Annotated in this window: 16 protein-coding genes; 8 read left to right on the top strand and 8 right to left on the bottom strand. The window is 32.6% G+C overall.

From position 1 onward, the window contains the following. Window positions 1-6: 6 nt before the first annotated feature. On the top strand, window positions 7-723 hold the full coding sequence (locus E9099_RS12655; RefSeq protein ID WP_136583928.1) for a lysoplasmalogenase: 717 nt from the start codon (window positions 7-9) through the stop codon (window positions 721-723). Here E9099_RS12655 and E9099_RS12660 read toward each other — a convergent pair. Next, window positions 720-2,339 (bottom strand): ABC transporter substrate-binding protein, encoded by a 1,620-nt coding sequence (locus E9099_RS12660; RefSeq protein ID WP_136583929.1) that lies wholly within the window; start codon window positions 2,337-2,339, stop codon window positions 720-722. The genes E9099_RS12655 and E9099_RS12660 overlap by 4 nt on opposite strands. Window positions 2,340-2,473: 134 nt before the next feature. On the opposite strand from E9099_RS12660, the gene mtaB reads away from it, so the two are divergent. Further along, window positions 2,474-3,805, top strand: a complete 1,332-nt coding sequence (gene mtaB / locus E9099_RS12665; protein WP_136583930.1) for a tRNA (N(6)-L-threonylcarbamoyladenosine(37)-C(2))-methylthiotransferase MtaB — start codon at window positions 2,474-2,476, stop codon at window positions 3,803-3,805. Window positions 3,806-3,858: 53 nt separating this feature from the next. Here the strand turns inward: mtaB and E9099_RS12670 are convergent, their stop codons facing one another. Next, window positions 3,859-4,155 carry an N-acetyltransferase gene (locus tag E9099_RS12670; RefSeq protein ID WP_205961000.1) on the bottom strand — a complete coding sequence of 99 codons (297 nt, stop codon included), beginning with the start codon at window positions 4,153-4,155 and terminating at the stop codon, window positions 3,859-3,861. 123 nt (window positions 4,156-4,278) lie between these two features. On the opposite strand from E9099_RS12670, the gene E9099_RS12675 reads away from it, so the two are divergent. Genes E9099_RS12675 through cls form a run of 3 tightly spaced genes read left to right on the top strand, consistent with a single transcriptional unit; the run spans window position 4,279 to window position 7,378 of the window. After that, window positions 4,279-4,938 carry an alpha/beta hydrolase gene (locus E9099_RS12675; RefSeq protein ID WP_136583931.1) on the top strand — a complete coding sequence of 220 codons (660 nt, stop codon included), beginning with the start codon at window positions 4,279-4,281 and terminating at the stop codon, window positions 4,936-4,938. A gap of 52 nt (window positions 4,939-4,990) precedes the next feature. Beyond that, window positions 4,991-5,920: a lytic transglycosylase domain-containing protein gene (locus E9099_RS12680; protein WP_136583932.1), complete on the top strand. Its 930-nt coding sequence runs from the start codon at window positions 4,991-4,993 to the stop codon at window positions 5,918-5,920. Continuing rightward, window positions 5,921-7,378, top strand: a complete 1,458-nt coding sequence (gene cls / locus E9099_RS12685; protein ID WP_136583933.1) for a cardiolipin synthase — start codon at window positions 5,921-5,923, stop codon at window positions 7,376-7,378. It begins immediately after the preceding gene. A gap of 88 nt (window positions 7,379-7,466) precedes the next feature. On the opposite strand, the gene E9099_RS12690 is transcribed toward cls, so the two are convergent. After that, the gene (locus E9099_RS12690; RefSeq protein ID WP_136583934.1) at window positions 7,467-8,045 is read right to left on the bottom strand and encodes a DUF2892 domain-containing protein; all 579 of its coding nucleotides are present in this window, start codon (window positions 8,043-8,045) and stop codon (window positions 7,467-7,469) included. Window positions 8,046-8,256: 211 nt separating this feature from the next. Here E9099_RS12690 and rpmH point away from each other — a divergent pair, with 211 nt between their 5' ends. The 3 genes from rpmH to E9099_RS12705 all read left to right on the top strand — a co-directional run bounded on the left by rpmH (window position 8,257) and on the right by E9099_RS12705 (window position 11,801). Next, window positions 8,257-8,418 (top strand): 50S ribosomal protein L34, encoded by a 162-nt coding sequence (rpmH, locus tag E9099_RS12695; protein WP_028291243.1) that lies wholly within the window; start codon window positions 8,257-8,259, stop codon window positions 8,416-8,418. A gap of 102 nt (window positions 8,419-8,520) precedes the next feature. Beyond that, window positions 8,521-11,373: a carbamoyl-phosphate synthase large subunit gene (gene carB / locus E9099_RS12700; RefSeq protein ID WP_136583935.1), complete on the top strand. Its 2,853-nt coding sequence runs from the start codon at window positions 8,521-8,523 to the stop codon at window positions 11,371-11,373. Window positions 11,374-11,447: 74 nt separating this feature from the next. Continuing rightward, window positions 11,448-11,801 carry a T9SS type A sorting domain-containing protein gene (locus tag E9099_RS12705; protein ID WP_136583936.1) on the top strand — a complete coding sequence of 118 codons (354 nt, stop codon included), beginning with the start codon at window positions 11,448-11,450 and terminating at the stop codon, window positions 11,799-11,801. A gap of 85 nt (window positions 11,802-11,886) precedes the next feature. Here E9099_RS12705 and E9099_RS12710 read toward each other — a convergent pair whose 3' ends face one another. From E9099_RS12710 to E9099_RS12730, 5 genes are all read right to left on the bottom strand, one after another. Next, a complete protein-coding gene (locus E9099_RS12710; protein WP_101019541.1) occupies window positions 11,887-12,441 on the bottom strand; it encodes an acyl-CoA thioesterase in 555 nt (184 codons plus the stop codon). Window positions 12,442-12,443: 2 nt separating this feature from the next. Continuing rightward, on the bottom strand, window positions 12,444-12,809 hold the full coding sequence (locus E9099_RS12715) for a 6-phosphogluconate dehydrogenase (protein WP_136583937.1): 366 nt from the start codon (window positions 12,807-12,809) through the stop codon (window positions 12,444-12,446). A gap of 12 nt (window positions 12,810-12,821) precedes the next feature. Then, window positions 12,822-14,207, bottom strand: a complete 1,386-nt coding sequence (rmuC, locus tag E9099_RS12720; RefSeq protein WP_136583938.1) for a DNA recombination protein RmuC — start codon at window positions 14,205-14,207, stop codon at window positions 12,822-12,824. A 778-nt stretch (window positions 14,208-14,985) separates the two neighbouring features. Continuing rightward, window positions 14,986-15,786, bottom strand: a complete 801-nt coding sequence (locus E9099_RS12725; RefSeq protein ID WP_240788995.1) for an ABC transporter ATP-binding protein — start codon at window positions 15,784-15,786, stop codon at window positions 14,986-14,988. A gap of 39 nt (window positions 15,787-15,825) precedes the next feature. Next, the gene (locus E9099_RS12730; protein ID WP_136583939.1) at window positions 15,826-16,851 is read right to left on the bottom strand and encodes a FecCD family ABC transporter permease; all 1,026 of its coding nucleotides are present in this window, start codon (window positions 16,849-16,851) and stop codon (window positions 15,826-15,828) included. Window positions 16,852-16,932 lie beyond the last annotated feature (81 nt).

Below are 16,932 nucleotides of genomic sequence, written 5' to 3' on the forward strand. Positions count from 1 at the left end.
CTTCAAATGCCTTTATTCTTTAAAAAGAAACTATATCTTTCTCTCTCTTTTTTTTTAGTTCTAGGAATAGATCTATATTTTAAAACTAGCGACAATCCCATTTATTTTAGATATTTTTCTAAAAGCTTAATTATTATAATGGTTTTTTTATACTTTTCTTCTAATAATCATCAAAAGCAAACAAAGGATAAATTTTATATTTTGGGTTTGTTGTTTTTTTGGATTGGAGATATACTTTTGTTATTGTATGAAACGCCTATTTTATATATTTTAGGAATGCTATCATTTAGTATAGGAAAGCTATTGTATAGTAAACGCTTTTCACATCAAAACGATTTTAAAATGTCGAGTTTGCTGCCCTTTTTTATTGTTGTATTTGCTTATACGGTTATCATTATATTATATATTTATGATAATCTTGGTCGTTTCTTTATGCCCTCTATTATTTACTTATTTACTGCGATGCTACTGGGTTTGTTTGTTATTTTAAGAAAGGATGCAGTAAACAAGAAGAGTTTTTATCTGATAATGATCGCTTTTCTGTGTAGTATTATTTCTGATACGGCAGGAGGATTAGAATCATTTTATAATCCAGGACTTCCGTTTCATGAGATCATCGTGATGTTATTTTATGGGCTATTTCAGTACTTTGTAGTTGTTGGTTTAACTAGTGAGAAAACAATTGTAAGAGAAGATTATCAAAACAATTTTGTGAAAATTTAATTTGTTTTACTCACACGTTTAAGTTCTAACAGATTTGTAGGATTGCTACCTAATCCAATCACGTTTTTTTGTTTAAACCGAATGACTTCATCGTAATATAAAGGAACTATTGGGGTGTTTTTTAATACCAAACTATCCATTTTAGTGTATAGCTTTAACCGTTCTAATTCATCTGTTTCTATAAATGCTTGCTTGTACCAGTCGTCAAATTTAGGATTTGAGAAGTGCGTATAATTTGGGCCATTAGGTGCAAAGTTATCCGAATAAAAAAGAGATAAATAATTTTGTGCATCTGGATAATCTGCAATCCAACTTGCTCTAAAGACATTCAATTTACCATTTGCTTTTCCTTCTTTTAAACTAGAAGGCGGTAATACATCGATTGCAACTGTTAAGCCGATTTTGGTTAATTCGCGTTGAATATATTCGCAAAAATTAAGATAATTACTTGTGGTTGTAATTGTGATTTTCGGACTTACATTACCGGATTGTTCTTTATATTCTGCAATTAGTTGTTTGGCTTTTTCAGGTTGATAGGTGTAACCAATGGAGGCGTTATAGCCTGGTAAACCTTTAGGGATAAATCCGCCTGTAGCAGGTATGCCTATACCATTTCGTAGATAGGTCATCATTTTTTGTTTATCAAATCCATAGTTTACAGCTTCTCTAATTTGTGCAGATTGGACTTCATTGACATCGGAATCCATATAAAAAGCCAGGTATTCGGTGTTTAAATACGGACTTCTTATTAAGTCAATTGTTGCTGTGTATTTGTCTCTTAATACGCCTTGGGTTGTTAGTATTTCGTCTTGATAAGAGGCATCAAGGCTATTTAAAAAGTCCAGGTTACCTTGAATAAATTGCATGAATTCACTTTGTTTATCAGGTAAAAAGGTAATAGCAACAGCTTCTAGATACGGCAGTTTTTCGCCTTGAGCGTTAGTTTCAAAATACTGTTCATTTTTTCTAAAGACTAGTTTTACGTTTTCCTCCCACCTCTTAAACTTAAAAGGGCCTGTTCCGATTGGATGTGCTCTAAAATCAGTACCATAATGTTCTGTGATTTCCTTGGGTACAACACTACAGTATTTCATGGTTAGTAACCCTAAAAATGCTGGGAAAGGTTGTTTTAAAGTGATATTAAAAACAGAATCGTTTAGGGCTTTAAAATCAGAGATTTTGTTAAATATCCAACGCCCGGAGGACGCTATATTAGGATCTAAAATACGGTTAAAACTATATTCAAAATCATGTGCTGTTACTTGTCGTGTCGAGTCTTTTTTAAATAAGCTATGTTTATGAAAATACACATCGTCTCTTAGTACAAAAGAATACTCTAAAGCATTCTCGGAAATGGTCCAACGTTTTGCTATACTTGGTTGGACTAGTAAGCTGTCATCCATTTGTACCAGACCATTAAATAATTGATTTACGGCCCAGATGTCAGCATTGTCTTTCGCGAAAGCGGGATCTAAAGAACCGATGTTTTTATGTTCGTTATATCTAAAAACAAGATGGTCTCTAGTGGTATCCGTTTTGTTAGAGCATGAAACAGCTATTAAAGATAAAACAAGTATGCTAAAATAGGGTAGAGGGTTGTTGTTAAAAAGAGTCATCAATAGTTAATCGTTATTTAAGCTTTAAAACACCTTTTAGGGCTTAAAAAAAATACGTAATTTTGCAATCACGAATTTGTAATTACACTAGGTAAATATAAACATTCTAACTTAGCATTAAAGACTATTTTAAATTGAATACTAAAAAGAAAGTTGGCTTTTATACTTTAGGTTGTAAACTTAATTTTTCTGAAACATCTACAATTGCACGATCGTTTAAAGACGAAGGTTTTGATCGTGTGGATTTTAACGATGCGGCGGATATTTATGTTATAAACACTTGTTCTGTTACAGAAAATGCTGATAAGCGTTTTAAAACAGTAGTTAAACAAGCGCAAAAATCTAATGCAGAAGCTTTTGTTGTAGCAGTTGGTTGTTACGCACAATTAAAACCTCAAGAATTAGCGGATGTTAATGGCGTGGATTTAGTTTTAGGTGCTACCGAAAAATTTAAGATCACCGACTACCTAAATGATTTGTCTAAAAATGATTTAGGAGAGATTCATTCTTGCGAAATTGAAGACGCCGATTTTTACGTCGGAAGTTATTCTATTGGCGATCGTACAAGAGCCTTTTTAAAAGTGCAAGATGGTTGCGATTATAAATGTACCTATTGTACTATTCCTTTAGCGAGAGGGATTTCGCGAAGTGATGAGTTGCAAAATGTGCTTCATAACGCTAAAGAAATTTCTTCAAAAGGGATCAAAGAGATTGTTTTAACTGGAGTTAATATCGGGGATTACGGTAAAGGTGAGTTTGGTAATAAAAAACACGAACATACTTTTTTAGAGCTGGTTGAAGCGCTAGATAAAGTGGAAGGTATTGAGCGTCTTCGTATTTCTTCTATCGAGCCTAATTTGCTTAAAAATGAAACGATAGATGTGGTTAGTAAATCTAGAGCATTTGTACCTCATTTTCATATTCCATTACAAAGTGGGAGTAACGCTGTTTTAAAAGCAATGCGTCGTCGTTATATGCGTGAGTTATATGTTGATCGTGTTATTAAAATAAAAGAGGTCATGCCTCATGCCTGTATTGGTGTGGATGTTATTGTTGGTTTTCCAGGAGAAACAGAGGCGCAATTTTTAGAGACTTATAATTTTTTAAATGAATTAGATATCTCTTACCTGCATGTTTTTACATATTCTGAAAGAGCAAATACCGTCGCTGCATCATTGGAAAATGTAGTGCCAAAAAATATAAGAACAAAACGTAGTAAAATGTTACGCGGTTTAAGTGCCAAAAAACGTCGTGCTTTTTATGAAGGTCAAATAGGTACAAATAGAACAGTATTATTTGAATCCGAAAATAAAGAAGGTTATATTCATGGTTTTACAGAAAACTATGTCAAGGTTAAGTCACCTTGGAATCCAGAGTTGGTAAATACGTTGCATGATGTAGCGCTTACCAAAATTGACGATGATGGTTTAGTTAGATTTGATTTTGTAAAAGAATATTCAGCATAAAAAAAAACCGAAGTTTATAGCTTCGGTTTTTTTTATTGATTTTTTTAAGAGGATCAGATCCTTAAACCTACAGGCAATAGTTTTTTATAACGTCTATTACGTCTTATAAACTTTGCGATTTCTGGACTTGTCGGTACAACACTTAGGTTGCGTTCTTCAATGTTATCAAAAACAACAGTTAAAAATTCTGCTATAAATTCCTCACTACTAAGTTCTTCTGGAAGTATTAGTTTTGTTAAAAAAATCTTTCGTTCTTGTAAAGAGTATTCGATTTTGGCAAAATGATCATCAATTTTAAGTTCAAATTGACGTAAAAAATCATTGTCAACTAACTCAGCTGCATCAATCATATCTATAAAGTTTTATTAATTATTAGGAGAGTTTCAAAAATAGTATCAAACTATTTTATAGCTTTACGCTACAAATATACGAAATTATCTAATAGCAATAGCCTTGCGTAGTGTTAAAACCTTATGAGTCAGCAAGTAATACCAATCTATCTAATGCCAGGAATGGCAGCCAATCCAATAATTTTTGAGCACATAAAATTACCAGAAGAGCTATACCAAATTTTTTGGTTAGAATGGAAGTTGCCAAAAAAAAAGGAAACCATTTCTGACTATGCAAAACGCATGTGTGAAGATATAAAACACGATAATCCTGTTTTAATTGGGGTTTCTTTTGGAGGGATTTTGGTTCAGGAAATGAGTAAGATTATAGCGGTCAGAAAGGTCATAATAGTATCTAGTGTAAAAACAAAACATGAGTTGCCAAAACGAATGAAGCTATTAAGAACAACTAAAGCGTATAAAATATTACCAACCCAATTGTTAAGTAATATCGATTTATTAGCTAAATATGCCTTTGGTAATACTATAACCAAGCGTATCGAGTTATATAAAAAATATTTATCCGTTAGTGATAAAAACTATTTAGATTGGGCGATAGAACAAGTGGTATGTTGGGATCAAGACTTACCTTTGCAAGATATAATACACATTCATGGTGATAATGATATGGTCTTTCCGTTTTCAAATCTGGGAGATTGTATTAGTGTCAAAGGCGGAACGCATATCATGATCATTAATAAGTTTAAATGGTTTAATGAAAATCTGCCAAAACTAATCGCTTAAAAAGTAAGCGATTTGAATAAAAATTTTTAAATTTAAAGAAAAAGACAAGACGATGAAGATAGTACAAAAAAGTTTAGCTATTGTTGGTATAGCAGCCTTAGGGGTGTTATTTATTAATGCCTACCAAGACGCACCAACTGATGAGAATTTTGAAAAGAAAATTATAAACGATTATAATGTATATGCCATACAAATGCCGAGTTCTTTAGACTTTGCAGGTGAAGTTGTTCCGTTATCAAATCCGGATATTTACGAACGTATGGATAAAGAGCTTTTGGTTAATACCTATTGGCAATCTAATGGGTTATTGATGTTTAAACGCGCTAAAAAATATTTTCCAATAATAGAACCTATTTTGGCTAAGCATGGTATTCCAGACGACTTTAAATACTTAGCAGTAATAGAAAGTGGTTTGACAGATGCACGTTCTCCAGCAGGAGCAAGTGGGTTTTGGCAAATTATGAAAGCAACGGGACGTGAGCATGGATTGGAAGTTAATGATAATGTTGACGAGCGTTACAATCTTGTAAAAGCAACAGAAGTCGCCTGTGATTATTTAATTAGAGCCAAAAGAAGCTTAGGATCTTGGACATCTGCAGCTGCAGCTTATAATGCGGGTAATTACGGGATATCTAAACGTTTAAAAGCGCAAGATGTCACTAGTTATTACGATTTATTATTAGGTGAAGAAACAGGGCGTTACGTGTTCCGTATTATTGCTTTAAAAGAGATCTTGTCTAATCCGGACAAGTATGGTTTTAACTTTAGAGATAAAGATTTATATACCACAGTGCCAACTTATCAAGTCGCTGTAGATACTGCTGTAACCGATTTTGCTGGCTTTGCTAAGCAATTTGGTATCAATTATAAAATATTAAAATTACATAACCCTTGGTTAAGAGAGCCGCATTTAAATAATAGCTCTAGAAAACAATATTTAATAGATATTCCTAGAGAGGGGTATTATCAAACCAACCCGTAAATGCTAGATTTCTTTAGCGAATATTGGTGGTCTGCTGCAATTGTAATTAACTATATTTTAGTTATTATAGCAGTGACGACTATATTATTTAAATCTATTAATCCAACAAAAACACTAACATACATTATTGTCATGTTAGTGTTTCCTTTTTTTGGACTAATAGTTTATTATTTTTTCGGTCAGGAGTATCGAAAAAATAAAATTTTTAATCGAAAAGATGTTGTCAATAATAAACTGATACAATCTATTAATAAAGAGCTGAAGATAGATCCAGAAACGCTATCTAATTACGAAGCTAATATTGAAGAAGACCAAATTAGGTTAATACACTTGCTTCAAAAAAATGACAAATCACCACTAACAAAGTATAATAATATTGAGATTATTATTAATGGTGAAAATAAATTCGAGAAACTTTTTAAAGATATTGAGAAGGCAGAACACCATATTCATATTGAATATTATATCCTAAAAGATGATAGGATTGGGACTCAATTTTTAGATCTTTTATGTAAAAAATCTAAAGAAGGTGTTAAAGTTAGACTCAGTTTTGATGATGTAGGAAGTAAAATTTCTTCTAAAATGAAACAAAAGCTAACCGAAGCCAAAGTTGAGTTTTATGCGTTTATGCCAGTGTTATTTCCAAGATTTACTGGTAAAATGAATTACAGAAATCACAGAAAAATTGTAATCATTGATGGCGAAATTGGTTACGTTGGTGGTGTTAATGTTTCTGATACGTACGTTAATTATCCTGAAAGTAAAACGTATTGGAGAGATACACATTTAAAGATTATTGGCGAATCGGTATTTACGTTACAAACTCAGTTTTTAACGAATTGGAATTTTGTAGCAGACACAACCTTAGAGATAAACCGTTCTTTTTTTCCTCAAAATAAAGTAAAAGACGTACAGCCTGTTCAGATTGCAGCAAGTGGTCCTGATACCGATTGGGCTAATATTATGGAGGCTATCTTTTTTGCAATTGTTACCGCAGAAAAATATGTGTATATCACAACACCTTATTTTATACCTAATGAGCAAATCATAACGGCTATGCAAGTAGCTTCAAAAAGTGGCGTAGATGTCCGTTTGTTAATACCAGATAAATCAGATTCTTGGACCGCTAAGCATGCTACAAACTCCTATTTAGAACAATTATTTAAGGCTGATATTAAAATTTACAGATATGAGAAAGGTTTTATACATGCTAAAACCATGGTCGTGGATGATGTCTTTACAACGATAGGGACTTGTAATATGGATTACAGAAGTTTTAATATTAATTTTGAAATCAATGCTTTAATATATAGTAGAGATAAAGCAAAGGAAGCGAAAGCTATTTTTATTAAAGATTTAGACGATGCTATTGAAGTTAATTTTAAAGCGTGGGAGGAAAGATCTAATTTTAATCGGATCCAAGAAGCCTATTGCAGACTTTGGGCACCATTGCTATAAGATTTACAATACTTTAAAAGTATGTAAAAGAAAAATGTCCAACACTTTTTTAAGAGTGTTGGACATTTTTAGTTAGGATAGTTTGTAATTATCTACTACGTCTTTTCTGTGCACGTGCAGAACCACCTTGACCATAATGCTGTTTGGGTGCTTGTGCGCGTTTCATGTTTTCTTTCATAATTTTAATCTGATCAGTCAACATCCCTTGCTTATCTAGTTTTTGTGCTTCTGCTAATAGTGTTGTTGCTTCTTGCTTTCTTCTTTTAGATAAAGCAACACCAGCCAAGTTTAATTTAACCATAGCCATATCGTGATCCATAGATAAACCTAATTGTTCTGCTTTCTTAAAATAACGTTCCGCTTCAGTCATATTATCTTTAGAAACCATAATTCCGTTTAAGAAGTTGTAATACCCTTGTTGCTTTCTTACTAAAGCAGTGTCAGGATTTTTAATTTTATCTAACCAGCTTTTTGCTCCAGGAAAATCTTGTTTTCTTAGTTTTAAAAAGGCAAGTAAAATAAATTCATTTTTAAAATAGAAAAACACAAATATTAGCGATAAAAGGATGTACATTATACCGTTACCTATGTTACCTTCGACAAATTGATAGATTGCAAAACCAAAAATTCCGATTGCTAATATTAATTTTATTACTTTATTGTACATTATTTATAAGTTTAAAAGTCTTGAATTACTAGATTTATAACGTTTTTAGGCGCTTTTTTTAATGGAGTACAAAGAAACTAAAAAAATCTTTAAAAATATTTTTTAAATTAGGTTTGTGAAATAAAAAACTCGTTGTATATTTGCGCTCAGTTTTAGGTGAAGCCTAATGCCAAATAAAACATTTACTATTCAGATTTAAAAAAATAAGACAATGCCAAAAAGAACGTTTCAACCATCAAAGAGAAAAAGAAGAAATAAACATGGTTTTAGAGAGAGAATGGCTTCTGCTAATGGTAGAAAGGTATTAGCTCGTCGTCGTGCAAAAGGAAGAAAGAAAATATCTGTTTCTACAGAAACTAGACATAAAAGATAATGATTAACAATTGTTAATATTATTAAGGCGTTACTTAGGTGTAACGCCTTTTTTTGTGTCCTAGAATTACTATTTTTGTTAACTGAAATAAAACAACTTAAAATGCCAAAAAATCCTAATTTAAAATCTATATTAATTATAGGTTCAGGTCCTATCGTTATTGGACAAGCTTGTGAGTTTGATTACTCCGGTACACAAGCTTTAAGATCTTTAAGAGAAGACGGAATTGAAACGGTTTTAATCAATTCTAACCCAGCAACTATCATGACAGACCCAAGTATGGCTGATCATGTATACTTGTTACCTCTTACAACTAAGTCTATTTTACAAATATTAAAAGAACACCCTCAAATTGATGCCGTGTTACCTACAATGGGTGGGCAGACCGCATTAAATTTATGTATTGAAGCAGACGAAAAAGGGATTTGGAAAGATTTTGAGGTAGAAATTATTGGTGTAAATATTGATGCCATTAATATTACTGAGGATAGAGAAAAATTTAGAGAGCTAATGCTTGATATAGATATTCCTATGGCGCCTCAAGCCACAGCAACATCTTATTTAAAAGGAAAAGAAATTGCTCAAGAATTTGGTTTTCCATTAATTATCAGAGCTTCTTTTACACTAGGAGGAGCAGGTGCTTCTTTTGTACATAAAGAAGAAGATTTTGACGAGTTATTAACACGTGGACTGGAAATCTCTCCAATACACGAAGTCATGATCGATAAGGCTTTAATAGGCTGGAAGGAATATGAATTAGAGTTGTTGCGTGATTCAAATGATAATGTTGTTATTATTTGTGCAATAGAAAACATGGATCCTATTGGTATCCATACAGGAGATTCTATTACAGTGGCTCCAGCAATGACTTTAAGTGACAAAACTTACCAAAAAATGCGTGATATGGCAATCCATATGATGCGTAATATTGGTGATTTTGCAGGTGGATGTAACGTGCAATTTGCTGTAAGTCCGGATGAAAATGAAGATATTATTGCTATCGAGATTAATCCACGTGTATCAAGATCTTCTGCATTAGCAAGTAAAGCAACAGGGTATCCTATTGCAAAAATAGCAGCTAAATTAGCGTTAGGCTATTACTTAGACGAACTAGAAAACCAAATAACAAAATCGACGTCTGCCTTATTCGAGCCGACTTTAGATTACGTTATCGTAAAAATACCACGTTGGAATTTTGATAAATTTGAAGGAAGTGATCGTACTTTAGGACTTCAAATGAAATCAGTTGGTGAAGTTATGGGGATTGGACGCTCGTTTCAAGAAGCATTGCATAAAGCAACACAATCTTTAGAGATTAAGCGTAATGGATTGGGCGCTGATGGAAAAGGGTATAAAAATTACGAACAAATTATTGATAAATTAACACATGCCAGTTGGGATCGTGTATTTGTAATTTATGATGCCATTCAAATGGGAATACCATTAAGTCGTATTCATGAAATCACAAAAATTGATATGTGGTTTTTACGTCAATATGAAGAATTACATCAATTGCAGATTGAAATTTCTACATTTAATATTGATACTATTGAAAGAGATTTACTACTTGAAGCAAAACAAAAAGGCTATGGTGACCGTCAAATAGCACACATGTTAGGTTGTTTAGAAAGTCAAGTGTATAATAAACGTGACGAACTAAACATCAATCGTGTGTTTAAGTTGGTTGATACGTGTGCTGCAGAATTTGAAGCAAAAACACCATACTATTACTCTACATTTGAAAATGAAGTAGAAACTGCAGATGGTACGCGTTATACGCATAATGAAAGTATTGTTTCTGATAAGAAAAAAGTTATTGTTTTAGGTTCAGGTCCAAACAGAATTGGTCAAGGTATCGAGTTTGATTATTGTTGTGTACATGGGGTTTTAGCTGCTGCTGAATGTGGTTATGAAACCATCATGATTAACTGTAATCCAGAAACGGTATCTACAGATTTTGATACGGCGGATAAATTATATTTCGAGCCTGTATTCTGGGAACATATCTACGATATTATTAGACATGAAAAACCAGAAGGTGTTATCGTACAATTAGGTGGGCAAACGGCTTTAAAATTAGCAGAAAAACTATCTAAGTATGGTATTAAAATTTTAGGAACAAGTTTTGAAGCTTTAGATTTAGCGGAAGACAGAGGATTGTTTTCTAATATGTTGAAAGAAAATAATATTCCTTATCCTGAATTTGATATTGCTACTACAGCAGATGAAGCAGCTGCCATTGCAGATGTTTTAGACTTTCCAATTTTAGTAAGACCATCTTACGTCCTTGGAGGGCAAGGGATGAAAATTGTAATTAATAAACAAGAACTAGAAGAGCATGTTGTTGATTTATTAAGACGTATGCCAGGCAATCAATTACTATTAGATCATTATTTAGATGGTGCGATAGAAGCGGAAGCTGATGCTATTTGTGATGGAGAAAATGTGTACATTATTGGTATAATGGAACATATTGAACCTTGTGGAATCCACTCTGGAGATAGTAACTCGTTATTACCACCTTTTAATTTGGGACCTCTAGTAATGCAACAAATTATTGATCATACTAATAAGATTGCATTAGCACTTAATACTGTTGGTCTAATAAACATACAGTTTGCTATAAAAGATGATATGGTTTATATTATTGAAGCTAATCCTAGAGCCTCTAGAACGGTTCCGTTTATAGCTAAAGCTTATGGAGAACCTTATGTGAATTATGCAACTAAAGTCATGTTAGGAGAGAAAAAAGTCACTGATTTTGATTTTAAACCTAAATTAGAAGGGTATGCTATTAAACAACCGGTGTTTTCTTTTGATAAATTCCATAATGTTAATAAAAAATTAGGACCAGAAATGAAGAGTACAGGAGAGAGTATCTTGTTTATAGACAGTCTTAAAGACGATCAGTTTTATGATTTATATGCTAGACGTAAAATGTATTTAAGTAAGTAATTTTCTAATTCACAGTATTTTAACAGTGTTTTTGGATTCCTTTTATTAAATTTGTTACTATTAAGGTTTAATATATGATGAAAAAACTACTTTTTACTTTACTATTATTGGTTACATTAAGCATGTCTGTGCAGAGTCAATCTGTTGCAAATAATTTAAATGGAACGACAATTGAAGACGAATTAACAGCAATGAAGGTGTATCCTAACCCGGCATCTACGACGTTAAACATAGAGTTCTCTGCTGCTGTAAAAGGCGGAGTAATTTTAGAAGTTTATAATGTGCTAGGAAAAAGAGTGTTGTTAAAAACAATGACTCAATTAAGAACGCGTTTGTCTATTGCAGAATGGAATGACGGTGTTTATTTATTAAAAATGTCACCTGTTAATGGCGGTAAATCCGTAACCAAACGTCTTGTGAAAATATAATATAATATTTTATAACTAAAAAAAAGCCTTCATGAAAATGAAGGCTTTTTTTGTATATAATAGTGTTGTTTTTATAAAGCGATGGTTAAAAATTCTCAGGCAAATCAATCCTAACTTTATGGTCTTGTAAAATAGGTAGATAGTCTACGTGAGAGAAATCTTGGTGATCAAACTCATACTGACGTTGTTTTTTAGTTTCCATACGCTTCAGTGCTTTTAAAAAGCGTTTGACTTCGACTTTATCATTTAAAATAAGTCCAGGAACGGCTTTAGATTTACCATGTTCATCTTTAGAAACCATGGTAAAGTAAGACGAGTTACAGTGCTTTATAATTCCCGTTTGAATATTTTCTGCAATCACTCTAATACCAACAACCATTGAGGTATTACCTACAAAATTTACAGAGGCTTTCATAGTTACTAATTCGCCAACTTCAATGGGGTTTAAAAAGTCGACTGTATCGACACTTGCGGTAACGCAGTAGCTTTTTGAGTGTTTTGAAGCACAAGCAAATGCGATTTGATCCATTAAATTTAAGATGTAACCTCCATGTATTTTTCCACTAAAATTGGAATGAGAAGGTAGCATTAACTCGGATATACTGATGCGCGAGGCATCTGCTGTTTTATAATCTTTCATAATTAGTAATTAGATCGGCGTTCTTTATCTTCTTCTACTTTAGTAATAAAATACTTGGTGTCACCTAACCAAAAGAAGGTTTTGTAACGTTCAAAATACGTCAATTTTACAAACTTACCTTGCAAACGGTTTAAGTCTTTGATAACTTGTTTCTCTTTGTCTTCAACAGAGAATTCAAAACGTTGCGCTTCGGATACCCCTTGACTAATTTCGCCTTCCCATGTTTTAAATATAACCCCTTTGTTAGTAAACTTGACTAGCTCTCCAGCTCTCACGCCTTCGCTGTAAGTCGCAAAATAGATAAAGCAAAAATAGCCGGCTATAATAAGGACTACAATAATTAATGTTTTTACTAAAAATTTTATCATGATATCTATGTATTAATCGTCAGATTTTGCTCGTTTTATGATGGCTTCAGGCAATGCTTTTTTAGCTTTTGCACCTAATTTTTTTATTTTTTCAACACTGGTAACCAAGTTTCCTTTACCTTCTACTAACTTATTCATCGCAGAAGAATAATCTTTTTTGGCATCGTCAATCTTTTTTCCAACCCCTGTTAAATCGACTACTAAACCATGAAATTTATCGTAGAGCGCGCCTGCTTGACGTGCAATTTCAATAGCATTTTGTTGTTGCTTTTCATTGTTCCACATGCTATCCACCGTTCTCAAAGTCGCTAATAGGGTAGAAGGGGTTACAATAACTATATTTTTCTCGAATGCTTTATTGTATATCGAGTTGTCTGCATTTATAGCGACTGCAAACGCAGGTTCGATTGGAATAAATAGTAGGACAAAGTCAGGACTTTCGATGTCATATAAATCCTCGTATTTTTTCTCAGATAATTGGTCGACGTGCCTTTTAATAGAATTGATATGTGCTTTTAAAAATAACGCGCGTTCGTCCTCTTCAGCATTAACATAACGTTCGTAATCGGTTAAAGACACCTTACTATCAATAATCATTTTTTTATTGTCAGGTAAGTGTAGTACAATATCCGGTAGTACTCTAGAGCCATCCGCTCTGGTAAAATTTTGTTGTACAAAATATTCTCTGTCTTTTTCTAAGCCAGATTTTTCAAGAACACGTTCCAAGACCAATTCGCCCCAATTTCCTTGCATTTTACTATCTCCTTTTAAGGCTTTAGTTAAATTAGTGGCTTCTTTTGTCATTTGTTGATTTAAGTCTTTTAAACCAAGTAATTGCTCTTTTAAAGCAGAATGCATGCTAATACTTTCCTTTTGTGTATCGTCTACTTTTTTCTCGAATGTTTGAATCTTTTCTTGAAGTGGACTTAAAATGTTTTTAATATTTTCTTTATTCTGAAGGGTGAATTTCTCGCTCTTTTCATCTAAAATTTTAGTGGCTAATAGCTCAAAATCCTTACGTAATTGTTCTTGACGCAATTCGACTTCTTCGTCACGTTTTAAATTTAGTTGCTGTAAGTTTTCGAAATCGGCGTTTTTTCTAGCCAAATCTTCATTTAAAAAATCCTTTTCACGACGGATGTCTTCACGTTCTATTTCTATTTTAGAAATAGTTTGTTTCAACTCTTGTAATTGGGTAGTAAAGGTGGTGTTTTGTCTTTCGCTTTCAGCGGAATAAAATTGTTTTAAGTCAGACAATTGCTGCTGTAAGTTAGCATTGCGCTCTTCCAAAGTGCTTTTCTCACTTTTACTTTTAAGTGTAGTGAATAGCATACCTAAATACCCACCAATAGCGGCAGCGATTAAAATAGCGATAATAAGGATGATGTTGTCGTTCATTTAATGGAAAAGTAGTTTGGTCAAAGATAGTTAATTTGTGACTCAGTGAGAAGTCAAGATATTTTATATAGTAAATGCTTGATTTTGTTATAACTGAAAGTAATTAACGGTATTATCATAGATTCTTTAAAACCTTAATTAGGATGTGATACTGAAACGAGTTCAGTATGACGTTGTTTATTGCTTTAAAATTGTAATTCAGATGAAGTCTGTTCTATTTAAGATGTTTTAAAACCTTAATTAGGATGTGATACTGAAACGAGTTCAGTATGACGTTGTTTATTGCTTTGAAATCGTAATTCAGATGAAGTTTGTTCTATTTAAGATGTTTTAAAAGCTTAATTAGTATGTGATACTGAAACGAGTTCAGTATGACGTAGGTTTAGTGCTTTGTAATGCTGATTTAGGTGTAGATAATTGATTGGTAGATTTTTCGAAACTTTAATTATTATGAGATACTGAAACGAGTTCAGTATGACGTAGGTTATTGCTTTGAAATCGTAATTCAGATGAAGTTAGTTCCATTGAAGATGTTTCAAAAGCTTAATTATTATGAGATACTGAAACGAGTTCAGTATGACGTTGTTTATTGCTTTGTAATTGTAAAGCAGATGAAGTTAGTTCTCTTGAGGATGTTTTAAAAGCTTAATTAATATGAGATACTGAAACGAGTTCAGTATGATGTGGGTTATTGCTAATTCATTTTAATTAAATTAAATATGACTCAAAAACTGGAATTATTATGAGATTCTGAAACTAGTTTAGTAAGACGTGAAAATTACTTTTTCACCCTAAAACTACCTGTTTTTTCATCGAAAACAATCATATCTTCAGGAAATAGCTTAGAAAAGGCTCCTTTTTCGATTAAATTACAAGGGGTGTCGCTTATAATATTGTCTTTTGACATGACAATCATACTATCACAGAGTTGGATGGCTAAATCTATTTCATGAGAAGAAAATAGAATGGTTTTACCCGTTTCTTTGGTTAGTTTACGGAGTAGTTTTAAGATGTATACTTTATGATACATGTCCAGATGTGAGGTCGGTTCGTCTAGAATAATCAGGTCGGTGTCTTGCGCTAACGCACGTGCAATCATCACTTTTTGTAACTGACCATCACTAAGTTCAAAACATTTTTTATGTTGTAACTCTTCAATATTAGTTTGAATAATAGCGTTGCTAATTATAGTCTGATCAGCATCAGAAATGGTGCCTACCCAATTAGTATACGGTTGACGTCCTAAAGCGACTAGCTCAAAAACGGTTAGGTTTTTAGCAGTTATGGGCTCGGTTAAGACCAAACTTAGGGCTTTTGCTAGTTCTAAATTAGAATAGTCTTGTAATGGTTTTTCGTTTATTATAATTGCGCCATGTAAAGGCTCGTGAACCTTAGTTAACGTTTTTAATAATGTTGATTTTCCAATACCGTTACCACCAACTAAACCTATTAATTCTCCTTTTTTTAAAGCAATAGTAATGTTTGCCGCTATAATAGTTTGCGTTTTTTTAGTCTGATAGCCTATGGTTAGGTTATCTGTTTTAAGGATGGTATGTTGGTTTTTAGTTTCTAACACTATTTTATTTCTGCTTAAATTTTGCTTTGTTTTGTAGTTGTTTTAAAATGCCATTTTACGCTGTCTAACTAGTAACCAAATGACAACAGGCGCACCAATTAAAGAGGTAATAGCATTTATGGGTAATAAATAATCGCTATTTGGTAATTGTGCTATACTGTCGCAAATTAGCATAATAATAGCACCAAATAAAAAGACTGCTGGTAATAGTGTTTTATGGTTTGAAGTATTAAATACTTGTCGTGTAACATGTGGTATTGCTAAACCTATAAAAGCTATTGGTCCGGCAAATGCTGTAATTGTACCGGCTAACAAACTCGTGGCGATTATAATTAATAAACGACTTTGTTTAATGTTTAAACCTAAACTTTTGGCATAATTTTCACCTAGTAATAAGGTGTTTAATCCTTTAATGGATAAGATGCTGAAACCGATACCTAAACTATATAGTAATGCAAAAATCTGAAGTTCGCTCCAATCTAAATCCCCTAAACTACCAAAGCCCCAAAAAATGTATTGTTGTAATTGCTCGGCAGAACTAAAGTAGGAGAGGACACTAACAATTGCTGATGTGATACTTCCAAACATTAAACCTATAATTAAAATAGCCATGGTATCTCTAACTTTAGAAGAGACAATAAGTACTAGTAACAAGACTAAAAAACTACCTAGGCTGGCAGCAATGACTAAGCTCCATTTTGTAAGTAGGAAAGTGGCTAAAAATCCACCAAAAATACTACTTCCCAAAATAACTAAAGCTACACCCAAACTGGCGCCAGACGTAATCCCTAATACAAAAGGGCCTGCTAATGGATTTCTGAATAAGGTTTGCATTAATAATCCCGAAATCCCTAAACCAGAACCGACCAAAACAGCGGTTATAGCTTTGGGTAAACGATAATTTTGTATAATATATTCTTGATTAGACAGGCTATCTGTTGCTGTAAAAAAACTACTGACTATAGTTTTTAAAGGTATAGAAATAGACCCTAAACTAATATTAACGCAGAACAGTACCAACAGTATAATTGTTAGTATTAAGAAGCTATATGAATATTTGTTTTTCAATTAGATCGTTTTTCATTCCGTTAACTTCGGAATCACATCCAAATATAAGCTAAGATTTAAATTGGCTGTACTTTAAATGGT

It is taken from the genome of Psychroserpens sp. NJDZ02 (assembly GCF_004843725.1).
In the GTDB taxonomy this organism is placed as follows: Bacteria; Bacteroidota; Bacteroidia; order Flavobacteriales; family Flavobacteriaceae; genus Olleya.

Bases quoted from the DNA above. Each gene is read 5' to 3' on its own strand.
- E9099_RS12655 (WP_136583928.1), top strand. From the start codon at position 7: ATGCCTTTATTCTTTAAAAAGAAACTATATCTTTCTCTCTCTTTTTTT.
- E9099_RS12660 (WP_136583929.1), bottom strand. From the start codon at position 2,339: ATGACTCTTTTTAACAACAACCCTCTACCCTATTTTAGCATACTTGTT.
- E9099_RS12670 (WP_205961000.1), bottom strand. From the start codon at position 4,155: ATGATTGATGCAGCTGAGTTAGTTGACAATGATTTTTTACGTCAATTT.
- E9099_RS12675 (WP_136583931.1), top strand. From the start codon at position 4,279: ATGAGTCAGCAAGTAATACCAATCTATCTAATGCCAGGAATGGCAGCC.
- E9099_RS12680 (WP_136583932.1), top strand. From the start codon at position 4,991: ATGAAGATAGTACAAAAAAGTTTAGCTATTGTTGGTATAGCAGCCTTA.
- cls (WP_136583933.1), top strand. From the start codon at position 5,921: ATGCTAGATTTCTTTAGCGAATATTGGTGGTCTGCTGCAATTGTAATT.
- E9099_RS12690 (WP_136583934.1), bottom strand. From the start codon at position 8,045: ATGTACAATAAAGTAATAAAATTAATATTAGCAATCGGAATTTTTGGT.
- rpmH (WP_028291243.1), top strand. From the start codon at position 8,257: ATGCCAAAAAGAACGTTTCAACCATCAAAGAGAAAAAGAAGAAATAAA.
- carB (WP_136583935.1), top strand. From the start codon at position 8,521: ATGCCAAAAAATCCTAATTTAAAATCTATATTAATTATAGGTTCAGGT.
- E9099_RS12705 (WP_136583936.1), top strand. From the start codon at position 11,448: ATGATGAAAAAACTACTTTTTACTTTACTATTATTGGTTACATTAAGC.
- E9099_RS12710 (WP_101019541.1), bottom strand. From the start codon at position 12,441: ATGAAAGATTATAAAACAGCAGATGCCTCGCGCATCAGTATATCCGAG.
- E9099_RS12715 (WP_136583937.1), bottom strand. From the start codon at position 12,809: ATGATAAAATTTTTAGTAAAAACATTAATTATTGTAGTCCTTATTATA.
- rmuC (WP_136583938.1), bottom strand. From the start codon at position 14,207: ATGAACGACAACATCATCCTTATTATCGCTATTTTAATCGCTGCCGCT.